We start from the raw sequence: 16,710 nt of genomic DNA on the forward strand, positions 1-16,710 counted from the left end.
CGCGCCACTCGCGAGTGGCGCGCCTTTTAGGATAACCCGCTCCGCGGTGTCAGCCGGTGCCGGCGAGGTCCGCGGCCCCGGTCAGCCGGTGCCCACGAAGGCGGCGAGCAGCAGCCAGACCACCGGGGCGGTCGGCAGCAGGGAGTCGAGGCGGTCCATGATCCCGCCGTGCCCCGGGAGCAGCGTGCCCATGTCCTTGATGCCGAGGTCACGCTTGATCATCGACTCGCCGAGGTCGCCCAGCGTGGCGCTGACCGCGACCGCGAGACCCAGCAGCAGGCCCTGCCACCAGGCGCCACCGTCGATCAGGAATTCCATGCACAGGGCGCCCGCCGCCATGGCGAAGGCCACCGCGCCGAAGAGCCCCTCCCGGGTCTTGCCGGGGCTGATGCGCGGCGCGAGCTTCGTCTTGCCGAAGCGCCAGCCCACCGCGTAGGCCCCGGTGTCGCTGACCACGGTCAGCAGGAGGAAGGTGACCACGCGCTGCGGCCCGTCGTCGGCGGTGAGCAGCATCGCGACGAAGGTGGCGAGGAACGGCACGTAGAACGCGGCGAAGACACCCGCGGTGACGTCCTTGAGGTAGTCCTCGGGCGGCTCGGTCATCCGCCACACGAGCACCGCGAGGGCGGTCAGGGCCATCGCGACCCAAGCCCCCTCGGCGCCGCGGACGTATCCGGCGATGACCATGGCCGCGCCACCCACGGCGAGCGGGACGAGCGGGGCCTTGATGCCCTTCTTCTCCTGCAGCCGGGAGGTGAGCTCCCACAGGCCCACGACGACCGCGACGACGACGACGCCGACGAAGACCGCCTTGACGATGAACAGCGAAGCGAAGATCACCGCGCCGAGGCCGACGCCGACCCCTATGGCGGCGCGCAGGTCGCGCCCCGCCCGCTTCTTCTGCGGCGGGGGCGAGGGGTCCTGCGGTGCCTGCGAAGGCGGGGGCGGGGGGCTGGGCATGGGCTCCTGCGGCGGCGTCTCGTCGCGGAAGAGGAGGCCGCCGTCCGGGGCGGCCCCCCGATCGCGTGCTTCCCGGTCGTCGAAGTCACGGCCGGCGGCATCGGGCACGATGGGCATGGGCCGAGTGTGCGGGCCCACCTGCGCATCGTATGCGGGACCCGCCGGAACCGGCTCCGGCTGCCAGGAAGAGTCGTTCATCAGACTTCGAGGAGCTCGGCTTCCTTGTGCTTGAGGAGCTCGTCCACCTGCGCGACGTACTTCGCGGTGGTGTCGTCGAGCTCCTTCTCCGCGCGGCGCACCTCGTCCTCGCCGGCTTCCTTGTCCTTGACGAGCTTGTCGAGGGCGTCCTTCGCCTTGCGGCGCACGGAGCGGATCGAGACCTTGGAGTCCTCGGCCTTGTTCTTGGCGACCTTGATGTACTCCTTGCGGCGGTCCTGCGTCAGCTCGGGGAAGGTCACCCGGATGATGTTGCCGTCGTTGCTCGGGTTGACACCGAGGTCGGAGTCGCGGATGGCCTGCTCGATGTTGCGCAGCGCGCTCTTGTCGAACGGCGTCACGATCGCCATGCGCGGCTCGGGCACCGAGAAGGAGGCGAGCTGGTTGATGGGCGTGATGGCGCCGTAGTAGTCCGCCACGATCTTGTTGAACATCGCCGGGTGCGCACGGCCGGTGCGAATCGCGGCGAAGTCCTCCTTCGCGACGACGACGGCCTTCTCCATCTTCTCCTCGGCCTCGAGGAGGATTTCTTCGATCACCACGTGCTCCTGCATGTCTTGATTGGATGGTTCAGGCGGGCGGGCCGGGCGGGCCCTGTGGGGCCCGGCCCGGCGGCGGACGTCAGGCCCGGGTTCCCTGGTCGCTGACAAGCGTGCCGATCTTCTCACCCTTGACGGCGCGCGCGATATTGCCTTCGGCGAGCAGCTCGAAGACGAGGATCGGCAGCTGGTTGTCGCGGCACAGCGTGATCGCCGTGGCGTCGGCGACCTTGAGGTCGCGCGAGAGGACCTCGCCGTATTCCAGAGCGTCGAACTTCACCGCGTCCGGGTTCTTCTTGGGGTCGGAGTCGTAGACCCCGTCGACACCGTTCTTGCCCATGAGCAGGGCCTCGGCGTCGATCTCCAGGGCGCGCTGGGCGGCCGTGGTGTCGGTGGAGAAGTAGGGCATGCCCATGCCGGCGCCGAAGATGACGACGCGGCCCTTCTCCAGGTGGCGCACTGCGCGCAGCGGGATGTACGGCTCCGCGACCTGGCCCATGGTGATGGCGGTCTGCACGCGGGAGTCGATGCCCTCCTTCTCCAGGAAGTCCTGGAGGGCGAGGCAGTTCATGACCGTGCCGAGCATGCCCATGTAGTCGGACCGGGCCCGGTCCATGCCGCGCTGCTGGAGCTCGGCGCCGCGGAAGAAGTTGCCGCCGCCGATCACGACGGCGATCTCCGCGCCGTCGCGGACCACCGCGGCGATCTCACGTGCGATGGCGTGGACGACGTCGGGGTCGACGCCGAGTCCTCCGCCACCGGAGAAGGCTTCGCCCGACAGCTTCAGCATGAAGCGGCGGCCCTTCTTCTGGTCGCTCTTGTCGTCGGATGCGGTGTGGGGGTCCACGCCCTGATTCATGGAGATCTCCTCGTGCACATACGAAGAAGGCCATTGCCGGTGGGTCCTCGCGGTTCCCTCTACGGCAATGGCCTCCTCGTCAGATCTGCGGTCGTCCTGCGCGAACGCGGACGACTGCCTCAGACCCTACCGGGGTCCGGTGTCCGTCGCGTACGGACGGACTCAGATGCCGACCTTGATGCGGGTGAAGCGCTTCAGGGTGACACCGGCCTCGTCCAGAACCTTCTGCACGGACTTCTTGTTGTCCAGGGCGTAGGCCTGGCCGAGCAGCGTGGCGTCCTTGAAGAAGCCGTTGACGCGACCCTCGACGATCTTCGCGATGGCAGCCTCGGGCTTGCCCTCCGCGCGGGTGACCTCTTCGGCGATGCGGCGCTCGGACTCGACCTTGTCGGCCGGGACGTCCTCGGCGGACAGCCACTGCGGGGCGAACGCGGCGATGTGCTGCGCGACGCCGCGGGCGACCTCGGCGTTCTCCTTGTCGAGCTCGACCAGGACACCGATCTGGAACGGCAGGTCGGGCATCGTGCGGTGCATGTACGCGGTCACGTAACCGCCGGTGAACTGCGCGAAGCGGTCCAGGACGATCTTCTCGCCGAGGTTGGCGTTGGCCTCGTCGACGAAGGCGGTGACGGTCTTGCCGGGCTCGATCTCGGACGCGAGCAGCGCCTCGATGTCGGCCGGGGAGGTGGCGGCGACGTGCGCGGCCAGCTGGTTGGCGACGGCCAGGAACTTCTCGCCCTTGGCGACGAAGTCGGTCTCGCACTTCAGCTCGACGATGACACCGGAGGTGTTGTCGTCGGCGATGAGGGAGACGACGGCGCCGTTCTCGGCAGAACGGCCCTCGCGCTTGGCGACGCCCTTCTGGCCCTTGATACGGAGGGCTTCCTGGGCCTTGTCGACGTCACCGTCGGCGTCCACGAGCGCGTTCTTGCAGTCCAGCATGCCGGCGCCGGTGAGCTCGCGGAGCTTCTTGACGTCAGCGGCGGTGTAGTTCGCCATGAGTCTGTGATTCTCTCTCGAAGTCGTAGATCTACGGGTGAACGGCGGAGGTTCCGCGCTTGTGGCGCGGCTCCCCCGCCGTCATCGTCCGTGCTGCGAGTGCCCGGCGCGTGAACGCCGGGCGCTCTCAGAGGGTCAGGCCTGCTCGGCGTCGGCGGCCGGGGCCTCGACAGCGGCCTCGGCCGGAGCGGCCTCGGCGTCGTCGGCCTTCTTGTCGCCCTCGAGCAGGTCGCGCTCCCACTCGGCGAGCGGCTCGGCAGCGGCCTTCTCGCCCGGCTTCGAGTCACCGGTCGCAGCGCCGGAACGGGCGATGAGGCCCTCGGCGACGGCGTCGGCGATCACGCGGGTGAGCAGGGTGACGGAGCGGATCGCGTCGTCGTTGCCCGGGATCTTGTAGTCGACCTCGTCGGGGTCGCAGTTGGTGTCGAGGATCGCGACGACCGGGATGTGGAGCTTGCGCGCCTCACCGACGGCGATGTGCTCCTTCTTGGTGTCGACGATCCAGACGGCGCTGGGGACCTTCGACATCTCACGGATACCACCGAGGGTCTTCTCCAGCTTGGCCTTCTCGCGGGAGAGGACCAGGAGCTCCTTCTTGGTGAGACCCGAGGCAGCGACGTCCTCGAAGTCGATCGCCTCAAGCTCCTTCAGACGCTGGAGGCGCTTGTAGACGGTGGAGAAGTTGGTGAGCATGCCACCGAGCCAGCGCTGGTTGACGTACGGCATGCCAACGCGGGTCGCCTGCTCGGCGATGGCCTCCTGGGCCTGCTTCTTGGTACCGACGAACATGATGGAGCCGCCGTGCGCGACGGTCTCCTTCACGAACTCGTAGGCGCGGTCGATGTACGACAGCGACTGCAGGAGGTCGATGATGTAGATGCCGTTGCGCTCCGTGAAGATGAAGCGCTTCATCTTCGGGTTCCAACGACGGGTCTGGTGACCGAAGTGGACGCCGCTCTCCAGCAGCTCCCGCATCGTGACGACGGCCATGGCCATCTCCTTGGTTTCTCGGTTTGGTTCCTGACGCCCCGCCGCGTCCTGCCCCGCTGAGGGACCGAGAGACGCTGTCACCTGGCCGTTCCGAGCCGGTGCTGGGGCGTGCGAAGTCGACCCGGTGACCCGGATCGCCACAAGAAGTGTACGGGACCCGGCGGTATGCCGGGTGACGCCGTTGTCCACAGTGCCCGGCCCGTCCACAGGCCGGCGCGCGCCCGCGGCGGCCGCGGGACCCTACGGCTCATGACGACACTGCTGATCAGCCTGCTCCTGGCCCTGGCCCAGGCCGCCGTTCCCGGAGTCCGTCCGCTGCCCGGACCGCTCTCGGTGGCCCGCTGGTGGGACCCGCCGCCGTCGCCGTACGCGGCCGGGCACCGGGGCGTGGACCTGACGGCCGAGGTGGGCGCGGAGGTCCGGGCGGTCGCCGCGGGGCGGGTGCACTTCGCGGGCCCGGTCGCGGGCCGCGGGGTCCTCTCCCTGACCCTCCCGAACGGGCTGCGCACGACCTACGAACCGGTCCGCGCGCTGGTCTCCGAGGGGGAGGCGGTCACCGCCGGCCAGGTGGTCGCGGTCCTGACGGAGGGTCCCCACTGCCCGGGCCCGTGCCTCCACTGGGGCCTCCTGAGGAACGAGGAGTACCTCAACCCCCTCACCCTCCTGCCCCGCCCCACACCCCGCCTGCTGCCGATGCCCCCGCCGACGTCCGAGGCACGGGCTCCGGAGCCGAACCCAGGTCTTTGGACCGCACCGGCCTACCCACCGCAAGCGAAATCCGGCCCCACCGACCATTCCGACACGGGCTCCGGAGCCGAACCCCGGTCTTTGAGCCGCACCGGCCCACCCACCGCAGCAAATTCCAGCCCCGCCGGCGATTGAGGCGCGGGGTCCGGGGCGGCGCCCCGGGGCGTCAGCCGAGGACGCCCCGCAGGGCCATGGCCACGGCCGTCTCCGTCACCACCGCCGGATCCTCGGCGGCCCCGAGCTCGATCCGCCGCACCGCCGCGTCCACCACGCCCTGCAACAGCATCGCGGCGAGCTTCGGCTCCGGCTCCCCCAGGGCGGCCAGGGCCTCGACGATCATCGCGACGAGCCCCCCGTGCGCCGCGCGGATCTTCTCCCGCGCCCCGGCGTCCAGCTCGCTCGCGGAGATGGCCACCACCGCCCGGTGCCGCCGGTCCCCCACCAGTCCCAGCTGGCTGCGGACATAGGCCTCGATCTTCGCCTCCGGCGCCTCCGCGGCCTCCATCGCCGCCTCGATCTCGGCGGCCCACACGGGGAAGTCCACCGCGCACAGCTCTTCGACCACCGCCGCGCGGGAGCGGAAGTACTCGTACACGGACGACCGGGCCAGCCCGGTCCGCTCCGCGAGGGCGGGGAAGGTCAGCGCCTCCGTACCGCCTTCGGACAGCAGGGTTCGCGCGGCGTCCAGAAGGGCGCCGCGCTGCATCGACCGGTGCTCGGCCACGGAGGCCGCTCGAATCCTGGGCACGCGTCCACTCTACGGAGGTGGCGCAAGCTCAACGCCCCACGTCCGCCAACTTCGCCCGGAGTTGCAGCACCGACTTGGTGTGGATCTGGCTGACCCGGCTCTCGGTGACGCCCAGCACGTTGCCGATCTCGGCCAGCGTGAGGCCCTCGTAGTAGTAAAGGGTGACCACGGTCTTCTCGCGCTCCGGCAGTGTGTTGATGGCCCGGGCCAGCAGCCGCCTGAGCTCGCGGTCCTCCGCCACTTCCACCGGGTTGTCGGCGGCGGTGTCCTCCAGGGTGTCCATGAGCGAGAGCCGGTCGCCGCCCTCGCCACCCACGTGGAGGAGTTCCTCCAGGGCGACCACGTTCGCCAGCGACAACTGGCTGAAAACGGCGTGGAGGTCCTCCACCCCGATCCCCATCTCCCCCGCCACTTCGCTCTCCGTGGGAGTGCGCCGCAGCTGCGCCTCCAGCGTGGCGTAGGCCCGCTCCACGGCCCGGGCCTTCTGCCGCACCGAGCGGGGGATCCAGTCCAGCGCACGCAGTTCGTCGATCATCGCGCCGCGGATGCGGGTGATCGCGTAGGTCTCGAACTTGATCGACCGGTCGATGTCGAACTTCTCGATGGCGTCGATCAGCCCGAAGACGCCGGAGGAGACGAAGTCGGCCTGTTCCACATTGGGCGGAAGCCCCACGCTCACCCGGCCCGCGACGTACTTGACCAGCGGGGAGTAGTGCAGGATCAGCTGCTCCCGCAGCCGCTCGTCACCCGAGGCCTTGTACGAGCGCCACAGCACCTCCAGGGACGAGGGCGCGGTGGACCGCTCACTGCCGCGGGCAGCGGGGGGCACCGCAGCGCGGTCAGACCCTGAGGTGTGCTGGGGCATGCTTCGCCTTTGCCGGAGCGGGATTCCTTGGGAGCGTAGCGTGACGGAAGTGTCGCGGTGCGCGAAGAGTACGGGATCGCGCGGGGGCGCAGGCGCGATCCGACGCGCACGGGCGGCCCGGGACCGGCGCCCGGCGCTCGGTCCCGGCAGCCGGCATCGGGAAGACCGCGTCTCTCATCGCTTTCACTCTTTCACCGGAACGCCCCAGGTCAACCACCGCCTCGCCGGACGTCCCCGGTTCGTGTGCCTCCTCCAGCCGTTTGTCTGCTCAACTGCCAGTCGCCGCCCTGCCGTTCGACGAACCCCAGAGAGTGAAGTTCGTACAGTCTGCCGATGACTTCATCGGTGCCGATGCCGGAGGCAAGTGCCAACTCCACCGCCCGCACGGGGCGGCCCGCGGGGAGCGCTTCGAGCACCGCGGCGGTGTCGCGGTCGAGCAGGTCTCGGGCGAGCAGCGGTCCGCGCCGCTCGGGTGCCAACTCGCCCATGGCGCCGACCAGCTCGACCACCTCGGCCGCGTCGGTGACGAGCTCGGCCCCGCCCCGCAGCAGCTCGTGCACCCCGGCGGAGAGCCCGCTGGTGGCGGGCCCTGGGACGCCCATCGTGAACCGCCCGAGCTTCTGGGCCTGCCGGGCGGTCACCAGGGAGCCGCTGCGGTGGGCGGCCTCCACCACGACGGTGCCCCGGGTGAGGGCGGCGATGACCCGGTTGCGCAGGACGAACCGGCTGGGGGTGGGGTGGCTGCCGGGTGGCAGTTCCCCGAGGACGAGCCCCTGGCCGGCGATCCGGCCGAGCAGCCCGGCGTGTCCGCGCGGATAGGCGACGTCCGCCCCGCAGGCGAGGACCGCGGCGGTGGCGCCGCCCGGGGCGAGCGCCCCGCGGTGGGCCGCGCCGTCGATCCCGTACGCCGCTCCGGAGACCACGACCCAGCCCCGCTCGGCGAGCCCGGCGGCCAGGGTCTGGGCCATGTGCGCTCCGTACGGGGTACAGGCCCGGGCCCCGACCACGGCGACGGAGCGCAGCGCCCAGGTGCGCAGGTTCGGCCGGCCCCGCAGCCACAGCCCGACGGGGCGGGCGTCGCCGAGGTCGTCGAGCTGGCTGGGCCACTCCGCCGACCCGGGGCACACGAACCGTCCCCCGTGCGCGGCGGCCGCCGCCAGATCCCCGCGGGGGTCGGCCAGCGCCGCCCGCCTCCGGTACCCGGCGAGCCGCTCGGCCCCCGCTCCGCCCGGCGCCCGGACCCCGCCGTCCCCCTCGTCCTCGCTCCTGGTGAGCATCCCCATCAGTCGCACGGCCCCGTACTCACGCAGCCACCGGCCCGCGAGCTCGTCCCCCGGCTCCACCACCCGCGTCAACGCGGCCCGGGCCAGCACCTCCGGGTCCGCATCCTCCGCCGCCCAGGTCATGACCCGGCTCCGACGGTCGCGGCCGCGCCCCTGGCGACGCCGGTCCGCAGTTCCAGGGCGACGGCCACGTCCAGCGCATCGGGGCGGTCGCGTCCTCGCAGGTCGGCGACGGTCCAGGCGACCCGCAGCACCCGGTCCAGCCCACGGGCGGTGAGCAGGCCGCGCTCCATGTCCCGCTCGGCCTGGGCCAGCGCCCCCGGACCGGCCTGCCAGCGGGTGCGCAGTTCCTGGCCGGGCACTTCGGAGTTGAGCCGCCACGGGGTGTCGGCGAGCCGGGCCGCCGCACGGTCCCTGGCCTCCCGCACCCGGTCGGCCACCCTCGCCGTGGACTCCCCGCGGCCACCCTGCCCGAGCAGATCGGACCGGGTCACGGGCTCGACCTCGACCCGCAGGTCCACCCGGTCGAGCAGCGGCCCGGACAGCCTGCCCTGGTAGCGCCTGATCACCGAGGGCGGGCATTCGCACCCGGCTCCCTGGAGGGTGTGGCGCCCGCACGGGCACGGGTTCGCGGCGAGCACCATCAGGAAACGGGCCGGGAGCCGGACCACCCCGGCCGCGCGGGCGATGACGACGTGGCCCGATTCGAGGGGCTGGCGCAGCGCGTCCAGCGCCCGGCCGTTGAACTCCGCGGCCTCGTCCAGGAAGAGCACCCCGCGGTGGGCCAAGGACACCGCCCCCGGCCTCGGGACTCCGTTCCCGCCGCCGACCAGCGACTGCATGGTCGCCGAATGGTGCGGTGCGCAGTAGGGCGCCCTGGCGACCAGCGGCTCCCCGGGCGGCAGGATGCCGGCCACCGAGTGGACCGCCGTCACCTCCACGGACTCCTGGCGGGTCAGCGGCGGCAAGATCCCGGGCAGCCGCTCGGCCAGCATCGTCTTGCCCGCTCCGGGCGGCCCGCTGAGGAAGAGGTGGTGGCCTCCGGTGGCCGCGACCTCCAGGGCCCGGCGCGCGGCGTGCTGCCCGGCCACGTCCGATAGGTCGGGGAAGTCCGGCGCGTCTCCCGTGCCTGACCGGCCCCGGCCGCCCAGTCCCGCTCCCAGCCCCGCCCCCGGCACCAGTAGCCCGGCCAGCATCGGGTCCGGGCGGCCGGCGGCGGCCGCCGTGTCCGCGCCGTCCTCCTCGGGGACGGGTGCGTCCGTCAGGACCGCGATCAGCTGGCGCAGGCTGCGGATGCCGAGCACCGAGACCTCCGGTACGAGCGCGGCCTCGGCGGCGCACTGCTGCGGTACCACGACCTGCCGGTACCCGGCCTCCGACGCGGCCAGGACGGCCGGCAGGATCCCGCGGACCGGGCGCACCCGGCCGTCCAGCCCGAGCTCCCCGATGAGGACGAGATCGGCGATCGCGCGGGGGTCGACCACCTCGGCCGCGCCGAGGACCGCCGCGGCCACGGCGAGATCGAATCCGGCGCCGCTCTTGGGCACGGAGGCCGGGCTCAGACCCACGGTGAGCTTCTTCTGCGGCCAGGCCGCCCCCGAATTGGCCACGGCGGCGCGCACCCGGTCCCGGCTCTCGACGAGGGTCTTGTCGGGCAGCCCCACCAGGGTGAAGGCCGCGACCCCGGGCTCCAGGTCGGCCTGGACCTCCACGACCACCCCGTCGACGCCGACCAGAGCCACCGAACAGGCTCGTGCGAATCCCATCAGGCCACCCCCCTGACGTGCTCCACCACGGGCGCTCCGCGCCGCGGCAGCAGGATTCCCACCAGGTCGATGCGCACCCCGCCCGGGGGTGGTCCGCCGTGGTCGGCGAGCCACCGGCCGGCGAGCCTGCGCAGCTGCTCGGCCTTGCCGGGCCGCAGCGCGGCCATGGGGTGCTCGAAGTCACCCTCCCGGCGGGTCTTCACCTCGCACACGACGAAGGCGTCCCCGTCACGCGCGACGATGTCGATCTCCCCGCTGCGACACCGCCAGTTCCGTGCGATCACGGTCATCCCGGCCTCGGTCAGCCGCCGTGCCGCGAGCTCCTCGCCGTACCGCCCCAATGCCTGCTGTGCCACGCCCTTCGCGTTCATCCGGCACCACCTCCGGCACCGACGATCCCGCGCCCCCGCCCACTGTGTGGATCTTGGTGGACAACCCGGCCGTTGTGGATGATCCCGTCACCCACACGAAGGATGGCCCCCGCTTCAGCTGCCGGGCAGTTCGAGGTCGCTCTTGTTGAGCTCCTCGATGTTCACGTCCTTGAAGGTCAGCACGCGGACCTGCTTCACGAAGCGGGCCGGACGGTACATGTCCCAGACCCAGGCATCGGCCATCGAGACCTCGAAGAAGACCTCCCCCTGCACCGAGTGCACCTGCATCTCGTAGTCGTTGGTGAGGTAGAAACGGCGCTCGGTCTCGATCACATACTTGAACAGCCCGACGACGTCGCGGTACTCCCGATAGAGCTTCAGCTCCATCTCGGTCTCGTACTTCTCGAGGTCCTCGGCACTCATGGCATGTTCCCCTTCAGCCGTGCGTCCCCCTATTGTGCGCCAGACCCATGCGCCCCTAAACGATTTCCGGGGCCAGGACCACCGGCGCACCCGGAGGACCGTCGTCGAGCAGCGTCTTCAGCAGCTCGGCGAGTCTGGTCGGGTACACCGTCTCATGTGCCGCGATCAGTTCCTCGTAGGTCCACCACCTGGCTCCTGCGACGCTGCGCCGCTCCAGCTCGGTGAGCCCGCCCATCACGGTCTCCGTCTGGGCGGTACGGGCCAGGAAGTACCACTCGTCCTGCTCCCAGCGGCGCCCGTCGAAGGGGAAGGAGCAGTACCGGTGCCACAGCACGGGCCCCAGCTCGACCTCCGTGATCCCCGTCTCCTCCGCCAGCTCCCGCAGCGCGGCCTGCTCCCGGCTCTCGGCCCCCTCCAGGCCGCCGCCCGGGGTGAACCACCAGGTGTCGGCGGGGTCGGCCGGCTCGAACCCGTGCAGCAGCAGGATCCGGTCCCCCGGGTCCAGCAGGATCACCCGGGACACCTGCCGCGGGGCGGCACTCCCGGCCTCCGGGTCAGCTGCCATCGGCCCGCTCCTTCCGCCGCCCCCGCCCCAGGACCCGGGCGACGGGCCCGTACGCGGCCCCCAGCACCACCAGGACTGCCCCGGCGGCCACCGCCGCCAGCTGCAGCAGCAGCGGCCCGTGCCCGGAGGTTCCGCCGGGCAGGGACTCGTACGTCGTGGGCCGCTCCAGCATCGACATGGAGGGCCAGGCCAGCGCGTCGACGCGGGCGCTGACGGCCGACCTGGGCACGGTGCCCTGCCCGGCATCCTGAAGGTGGGCCCGCGAGTCCAGGGAGGCGGCGCGGCGGTCGCCCATGAGGAAGAGGTTCCCCTCGGGGACAGTCACCTCGAAGGGGGTTCCCGAGGGGGCGGCCTGGCCGGGCGGCATGTCCAGGCCCAGGGAGGGCTTAGTCCCGTCGATGTACGGCTCGTCGAGAGGCGTGCCGTTCACGGTCAGCTCGCCGCCGGCGCCGCAGCACTTGACGGTGTCGCCGCCGATGCCGACGACCCGCTTGACCATGGGCGAATCGCTCCACATGGAATCAGTGAAGATGACGACGTCGCCGCGGCGCACCTCGGCGCTGTCGATGCGCTGCGCCAGCACCCGGTCGCCGGGCTTCACGGTCGGCATCATCGAGTCGGTCGGCACCGTGTACGGCCGGTACACGACCGCGCCCCAGACGAAGCCGCCGAGGAAGAGCACGAAACCGATGGCCACGGCGAGCCCCGAAAGCACGTGGCCGGGACCGCCGCGGCCATCCTTGCCACCGCGTATTGAACGGGTACCGCTCGAAGCCGTACCGCTTGCCTGCGTGCCGCCCATTGCAGCGCCCCCACACTTCGGAGATCGTCGACCTGGGCGGCACCCTACCCGGCGGTACGCCCGCTGGTCAGCCTCCTGCGGCGCCACATGACGAGCGGCACAGCCCCGGCGAGCCCGAGGGCGGCCGGGCCGAGCCCGACGGGAGCCAGGCCGGAGGCCCCGAGCCCGAGCGCGTTCGCCGCCGCCTGGTTGTTGATGCCGGGCTGGTCGAAGGTGTCCGGGACAGGCAGGGTGGACCAGCGGTTCAGCGGCCAGGCGACGACCACGGCCCGCCCGACGACCTTGTCGACCGGCACGAAGCCCTGGGTGGCGTCCTGCATGTGGTAGCGGGAGTCCTGGGAGTTCTGCCGGTGGTCGCCCATCACCCAGATCTTGCCCTTGGGCACGGTGATCGGTCCGAAGGGCATGTCGTCGCACGGGGTGTTGCCGGGGAAGATGTACGGCTCGTCGAGCGGCTTGCCGTTGACGACGACCGGGCCCCCCTTCTTGCACTCGACCGTGTCCCCGCCGATGGCGATGGTCCGCTTGATCAGGTCCTTCTCGTCCGCGGACGGCATCAGACCGATCTTGCTGAGGATCTGCTGTGCGAAGTTGGGCTCCGGGGTGGCCTCCCCGGACAGCCAGTTCAGGGGGTCGTGGAAGACGACGACCTCACCGCGCTCGGGCTCGGAGCCGAACCACGGGGTCAGCTTGTCCACCAGCACCCGGTCGCCCCGCTGCAGGGTGTTCTGCATCGAGTCGGAAGGGATGGAGAACGCCTGGACCAGGAAGGTCTTGATCAGCAGGGCCAGCAGCAGGGCGATGCCGACGAGGAGCGGAAGCTCCTTCCAGAAGGAGCGGTGCGGCTGCGCCTCGGCTTCGTCGCCCTCCCCCTCCTCGGCCTTGCGCGCGACGGCGTCGTCATCCGGCCGTTCCTCGCCCTCGTCGCGCCCGGATCGTGCGCCTACCGCCACGTCCCCCACATCCACTCCTCGATTAGAGACCGCCGCCCGCGCCGGATCGGTCACGGGCCCTCCCCTCCCCTAACGAGCGGGAGTTCCCCAAGGATCGGGAGACCCAGGACACACTATGCGAACGGCGCGGCCCGGCGGCGCCGACGACGCGTGCGCGCCCCGCGCCTCGCCTGATCGGGGACCATGCGGAAGGTCGCAGGGGTGTCGAAGTTCGTCCAGTGCCCGTAGGGCCAGGCGATCACGACGGCCTCGCCCACCACCCCGTCCTCGTCGATCGTGCCCTGGAAGGCCTCGTCGAGGTGGTAGCGGGAGTCCGCGGAGTTCGCCCGGTGGTCGCCCATCACGAAGAGCCGGCCCGCCGGCACCTGTACCTCGAACGGGATGTCGGAGGGGGCGTTGCCGGGACTCACGTACGGCTCGTCCAGCGGCTGGCCGTTGACGGTGACCCGGCCCCTGGCGTCGCAGCACCTCACGGTGTCCCCGCCCACGCCGATGACGCGCTTGATCAGGTCCTGCTCGTCGGCCGAGGGCAGCAGGCCGATGAAGGTCAGCGTCTGCTTGATCTGCTTGATCCCGACCGGATCGGGGGCCGGCCGGGCCGCCTCCCCGCGGAGCCAGCCGCCCGGGTCCTTGAACACGACGATGTCGCCGCGCTCGACCTCGGACCCGAACCAGGGGGTCAGCTTGTCGACCAGGACCCGGTCGCCGATCCGGATGGTCTGCTCCATCGAGCCCGACGGGATGAAGAAGGCCTGGACGAAGAAGGTCTTGAGGAGCATGGCGATGCACAGCGCCGCCACCACCAGCAGCGGCACCTCACCGGCCCGGCGCGTGCGCCGGCGCCGCTTCACCCGGCGGGCCAGCCGCCGCCGTTCGGCCCGGCTGCCCGGCTCGGGAGGCGGTTCGTTCCGGGGCCGCCCGCGGCTACCCATGCCCGCCGCCGGCGGAACCCCAGCGCGACACCGGCCAGCCGATCCAGTCGGCCCGCCCGATCACCTCGTCCACCGGCACCATCCCCCCACCCGGCTCCCCCAGATGGTCCCGGGAGTCCCGGGACTGGGACCGGTGATCGCCCATCACCCACAGCGTCCCGAGCGGTACGACGATGCGGAACGGCACCTTCGAGGGCGTGTCGCCCGGGAAGAGGTACGGCTCCCGCAGCGGCACGCCGTTGACCTCGATCCGCCCGCCGGCGTCGCAGCACACCACGTCGTCACCGCCGACGCCCACGACCCGCTTCACGAAGTCGGTGTCGGAAGGCTCCGCGAGCCCCAGCGCGGACGCCCCGCCGTGCAGGAGCTCGCCCACCGGATTGCCCTCGGGGCGTTCCCGTACGAAGGATCCGGTGCCGTCGAAGACCACGAGGTCGCCGCGGCGCGGCTGGTCGCCGAAACGGTACGCCAGCTTGTTGACCAGCACCCGGTCGCCGACCTGGAGCGTCGGCTCCATCGAACGGCTCGGGATCAGGAAGGGCTGGACCACGAAATTGCTGACGAGCAGCAGGAGGACGGTGCAGACCACGCCGATCACTCCGGCCCGACGCCAGGTCAGCGGCCGCACGGTCGCGGACAACGCAAAACGCGGCCGCCCCTCCCCCTTGCCGGGGGAGGAGTGGCCGCGCTGCGTGTGAGGTGCTTCGGTGTCCATCGGGGGCGAGCCTATCCGGCCTGCCCGGGACACCGGAGGGGACCTCAGTTGTCGCGCTTCTCCTTGATCTTCGCGGCCTTGCCGCGGAGCTCACGGAGGTAGTACAGCTTGGCGCGGCGGACGTCACCGCGGGTGACGAGCTCGATCTTCTCGAAGATCGGGGAGTGGACCGGGAAGGTACGCTCCACGCCGACGCTGAAGGAGACCTTGCGAACGGTGAAGGTCTCGGAGACACCGGCGCCCTGGCGACGGATGACTACGCCCTTGAACTGCTGGATACGGGAGCGGTTGCCCTCGATAACGCGGACGTGCACGTTGATCGTGTCACCCGGGCGGAAGGCCGGGACGTCCGAGCGGAGCGCGGCGGCGTTGACGCCATCGAGCAGGTGAGACATGTTCTTCGTCTGCTTTCTTCGCATGACGCCACAGGTCGCCAGTGCGGGTTTCCGTAGAGAATTCGGGAGCCGTGCCACCCGTCGGACGACGATCCCCCTGTGGCAGGGGCGTCCGCGAGCACACAGCAGCCGCTTATTCTTCCACGGCCTGCGGCCTGCGCCAAAATCGGCCGTCGGGGGAGGGCTGCCAGCCCAGGATGGACAGGATCTCCCGGTCCTTCTTGTCGAAGGCGGAAGCCTCGCAGCGCTCGATCAGGTCGGGGCGGTGGGCCGCCGTCCGGCGGAACGCCTCGTCCCGGCGCCAGCGGGCGATCTTCCCGTGGTGGCCGCTGAGCAGCACCTCGGGGATGTCGCGTCCGCGCCACACCGGCGGCTTGGTGTAGACGGGCCCCTCCAGCAGGTTCGCCATCTCCCCCGGGGCGAAGGAGTCGTCCCGGTGCGATTCGGCGTTGCCGAGCACGCCGGGCAGCAGCCGGGCCACCGCCTCGGTGATGACCAGCACCGCGGCCTCCCCGCCCGCCAGGACGTAGTCCCCGATGGAGACCTCGTACACCGGCACGCGCGTGGCGTACTCGTCCATGACCCGGCGGTCGATGCCCTCGTAGCGGGCCGGTGTGAAGATCAGCCAGGGCCGCTCGGAGAGCTCGACGGCGAGTTCCTGCGTGAAGGGCCGGCCGCTCGGCGTGGGGACGACCATGACGGGCCCGTGGGCGCCCGCCTCGTAGCCGTCGGCGAGCGCCTCGTCCAGGGCCGCGCCCCACGGCTCGGTCTTCATGACCATGCCGGGACCGCCGCCGTAGGGGGTGTCGTCGACCGTGTTGTGCCGGTCGTACGTCCAGTCCCGCAGGTCGTGGACGTGTACGTCGAGCTGGCCGCGGGCCCGCGCCTTGCCGACGAGGGAGACGTTCAGCGGTTCCAGGTACTCGGGGAAGATCGTGACGACGTCGAGACGCATCAGGCGTCGCCCTCGGCGTCACGGGCGGAGGCGATCTCGGCGCGGTCGTCGATCAGCCCGGGCGGCGGGGTGATCACGCAGCGCTGCTCCTCCAGGTCGATCTCGGCGACGATCTCCTCGACGAAGGGGATCATCACCTCGGTGCCGTCGGGGCGCTCGACGATGAAGAGGTCCTGCGACGGCAGGTGGGAGATCTCGGTGATCCGGCCGATCTCGGTGCCGTCCTCGAGTACGACGTCCAGGTCCATGAGCTGGTGGTCGTAGTACTCGTCCTCCTCCTCGGGGAGTTCGGCCGGGTCGACGTCCGCGATCAGCAGGGTGTTGCGCAGCGCCTCGGCGGCGGTGCGGTCCTTGACGCCCGCGAAGCGGAGCAGGAGCCGGCCGCTGTGGACCCGGCCCGTCTCGATGGTCAGCGGGCCCGCCGACGCCGGTTCGGTCCGGAGCACGGCGCCGGGCGAGAGCCGCAGCTCCGGCTCGTCCGTCCGCACCTCTACGGTGACCTCACCCTTGATCCCGTGGGCGCGGCCGACCCGCGCGACTACCAGCTCCACCTGAGAAACTCTCCTGTTCGGACGACAACGGGCCGGGGCGGACACGTATGCCCTCCCCGGCCCGTGCCGGTGATTC

Annotated in this window: 20 protein-coding genes; 1 reads left to right on the plus strand and 19 read right to left on the minus strand. The window is 71.4% G+C overall.

Annotated features, from left to right (window positions below):
* Nucleotides 1–81 precede the first annotated feature (81 nt).
* The 5 genes from ACZ6Y1_RS10805 to rpsB all read right to left on the minus strand — a co-directional run bounded on the left by ACZ6Y1_RS10805 (nucleotide 82) and on the right by rpsB (nucleotide 4,563).
* A complete protein-coding gene (locus tag ACZ6Y1_RS10805) occupies nucleotides 82–1,158 on the minus strand; it encodes a phosphatidate cytidylyltransferase (protein WP_469625915.1) in 1,077 nt (358 codons plus the stop codon).
* Nucleotides 1,158–1,715: a ribosome recycling factor gene (gene frr, locus ACZ6Y1_RS10810; protein WP_393829986.1), complete on the minus strand. Its 558-nt coding sequence runs from the start codon at nucleotides 1,713–1,715 to the stop codon at nucleotides 1,158–1,160. The genes ACZ6Y1_RS10805 and frr overlap by 1 nt, the downstream gene beginning before the upstream one ends.
* An 82-nt stretch (nucleotides 1,716–1,797) precedes the next feature.
* Nucleotides 1,798–2,574 (minus strand): UMP kinase, encoded by a 777-nt coding sequence (gene pyrH / locus ACZ6Y1_RS10815; protein WP_469625917.1) that lies wholly within the window; start codon nucleotides 2,572–2,574, stop codon nucleotides 1,798–1,800.
* A 162-nt stretch (nucleotides 2,575–2,736) separates the two neighbouring features.
* Complete coding sequence (tsf, locus tag ACZ6Y1_RS10820) at nucleotides 2,737–3,573, minus strand: translation elongation factor Ts (RefSeq protein WP_031148742.1); 837 nt, start codon at nucleotides 3,571–3,573, stop codon at nucleotides 2,737–2,739.
* 135 nt (nucleotides 3,574–3,708) lie between these two features.
* On the minus strand, nucleotides 3,709–4,563 hold the full coding sequence (rpsB, locus tag ACZ6Y1_RS10825; protein ID WP_403881644.1) for a 30S ribosomal protein S2: 855 nt from the start codon (nucleotides 4,561–4,563) through the stop codon (nucleotides 3,709–3,711).
* Nucleotides 4,564–4,812: 249 nt separating this feature from the next.
* On the opposite strand from rpsB, the gene ACZ6Y1_RS10830 reads away from it, so the two are divergent.
* On the plus strand, nucleotides 4,813–5,445 hold the full coding sequence (locus ACZ6Y1_RS10830; RefSeq protein ID WP_469625920.1) for a M23 family metallopeptidase: 633 nt from the start codon (nucleotides 4,813–4,815) through the stop codon (nucleotides 5,443–5,445).
* 31 nt (nucleotides 5,446–5,476) lie between these two features.
* On the opposite strand, the gene ACZ6Y1_RS10835 is transcribed toward ACZ6Y1_RS10830, so the two are convergent.
* The 14 genes from ACZ6Y1_RS10835 to rimM all read right to left on the minus strand — a co-directional run bounded on the left by ACZ6Y1_RS10835 (nucleotide 5,477) and on the right by rimM (nucleotide 16,634).
* Nucleotides 5,477–6,034 carry a TetR/AcrR family transcriptional regulator gene (locus tag ACZ6Y1_RS10835; RefSeq protein ID WP_469626589.1) on the minus strand — a complete coding sequence of 186 codons (558 nt, stop codon included), beginning with the start codon at nucleotides 6,032–6,034 and terminating at the stop codon, nucleotides 5,477–5,479.
* A gap of 52 nt (nucleotides 6,035–6,086) precedes the next feature.
* Nucleotides 6,087–6,923, minus strand: a complete 837-nt coding sequence (whiG, locus tag ACZ6Y1_RS10840; RefSeq protein ID WP_365174636.1) for an RNA polymerase sigma factor WhiG — start codon at nucleotides 6,921–6,923, stop codon at nucleotides 6,087–6,089.
* Between the two features lie 209 nt (nucleotides 6,924–7,132).
* Nucleotides 7,133–8,329, minus strand: coding sequence for a DNA-processing protein DprA (gene dprA / locus ACZ6Y1_RS10845; protein WP_469625923.1), 1,197 nt, complete (start codon nucleotides 8,327–8,329; stop codon nucleotides 7,133–7,135).
* Nucleotides 8,326–9,972 (minus strand): YifB family Mg chelatase-like AAA ATPase, encoded by a 1,647-nt coding sequence (locus ACZ6Y1_RS10850; protein ID WP_469625924.1) that lies wholly within the window; start codon nucleotides 9,970–9,972, stop codon nucleotides 8,326–8,328. Before ACZ6Y1_RS10850 ends, dprA begins: the two co-directional genes overlap by 4 nt.
* Nucleotides 9,972–10,343, minus strand: coding sequence for a YraN family protein (locus ACZ6Y1_RS10855; RefSeq protein WP_469625926.1), 372 nt, complete (start codon nucleotides 10,341–10,343; stop codon nucleotides 9,972–9,974). The genes ACZ6Y1_RS10850 and ACZ6Y1_RS10855 overlap by 1 nt, the downstream gene beginning before the upstream one ends.
* Before the next feature lie 114 nt (nucleotides 10,344–10,457).
* Nucleotides 10,458–10,766, minus strand: coding sequence for a DUF2469 domain-containing protein (locus tag ACZ6Y1_RS10860; protein ID WP_005311352.1), 309 nt, complete (start codon nucleotides 10,764–10,766; stop codon nucleotides 10,458–10,460).
* A 55-nt stretch (nucleotides 10,767–10,821) separates the two neighbouring features.
* A complete protein-coding gene (locus ACZ6Y1_RS10865) occupies nucleotides 10,822–11,331 on the minus strand; it encodes an NUDIX hydrolase (RefSeq protein WP_469625928.1) in 510 nt (169 codons plus the stop codon).
* Complete coding sequence (gene lepB / locus ACZ6Y1_RS10870; protein WP_469625930.1) at nucleotides 11,321–12,133, minus strand: signal peptidase I; 813 nt, start codon at nucleotides 12,131–12,133, stop codon at nucleotides 11,321–11,323. Before lepB (ACZ6Y1_RS10870) ends, ACZ6Y1_RS10865 begins: the two co-directional genes overlap by 11 nt.
* A 44-nt stretch (nucleotides 12,134–12,177) precedes the next feature.
* Nucleotides 12,178–13,086, minus strand: a complete 909-nt coding sequence (gene lepB / locus ACZ6Y1_RS10875) for a signal peptidase I (protein WP_469625932.1) — start codon at nucleotides 13,084–13,086, stop codon at nucleotides 12,178–12,180.
* Between the two features lie 113 nt (nucleotides 13,087–13,199).
* Entirely contained in the window at nucleotides 13,200–14,018 is an 819-nt protein-coding gene (gene lepB / locus ACZ6Y1_RS10880) for a signal peptidase I (RefSeq protein WP_469625933.1), read from the minus strand.
* On the minus strand, nucleotides 14,011–14,733 hold the full coding sequence (lepB, locus tag ACZ6Y1_RS10885) for a signal peptidase I (RefSeq protein WP_469625935.1): 723 nt from the start codon (nucleotides 14,731–14,733) through the stop codon (nucleotides 14,011–14,013). Before lepB (ACZ6Y1_RS10885) ends, lepB (ACZ6Y1_RS10880) begins: the two co-directional genes overlap by 8 nt.
* Nucleotides 14,734–14,777: 44 nt before the next feature.
* Nucleotides 14,778–15,128 carry a 50S ribosomal protein L19 gene (gene rplS, locus ACZ6Y1_RS10890; RefSeq protein WP_073911044.1) on the minus strand — a complete coding sequence of 117 codons (351 nt, stop codon included), beginning with the start codon at nucleotides 15,126–15,128 and terminating at the stop codon, nucleotides 14,778–14,780.
* 133 nt (nucleotides 15,129–15,261) lie between these two features.
* Nucleotides 15,262–16,083, minus strand: coding sequence for a tRNA (guanosine(37)-N1)-methyltransferase TrmD (gene trmD / locus ACZ6Y1_RS10895; RefSeq protein WP_469625936.1), 822 nt, complete (start codon nucleotides 16,081–16,083; stop codon nucleotides 15,262–15,264).
* Nucleotides 16,083–16,634, minus strand: coding sequence for a ribosome maturation factor RimM (rimM, locus tag ACZ6Y1_RS10900; RefSeq protein WP_469625937.1), 552 nt, complete (start codon nucleotides 16,632–16,634; stop codon nucleotides 16,083–16,085). The genes trmD and rimM overlap by 1 nt, the downstream gene beginning before the upstream one ends.
* Nucleotides 16,635–16,710: the final 76 nt, after the last annotated feature.

The sequence above is a fragment of the Streptomyces sp. NPDC053432 genome (assembly GCF_055585365.1).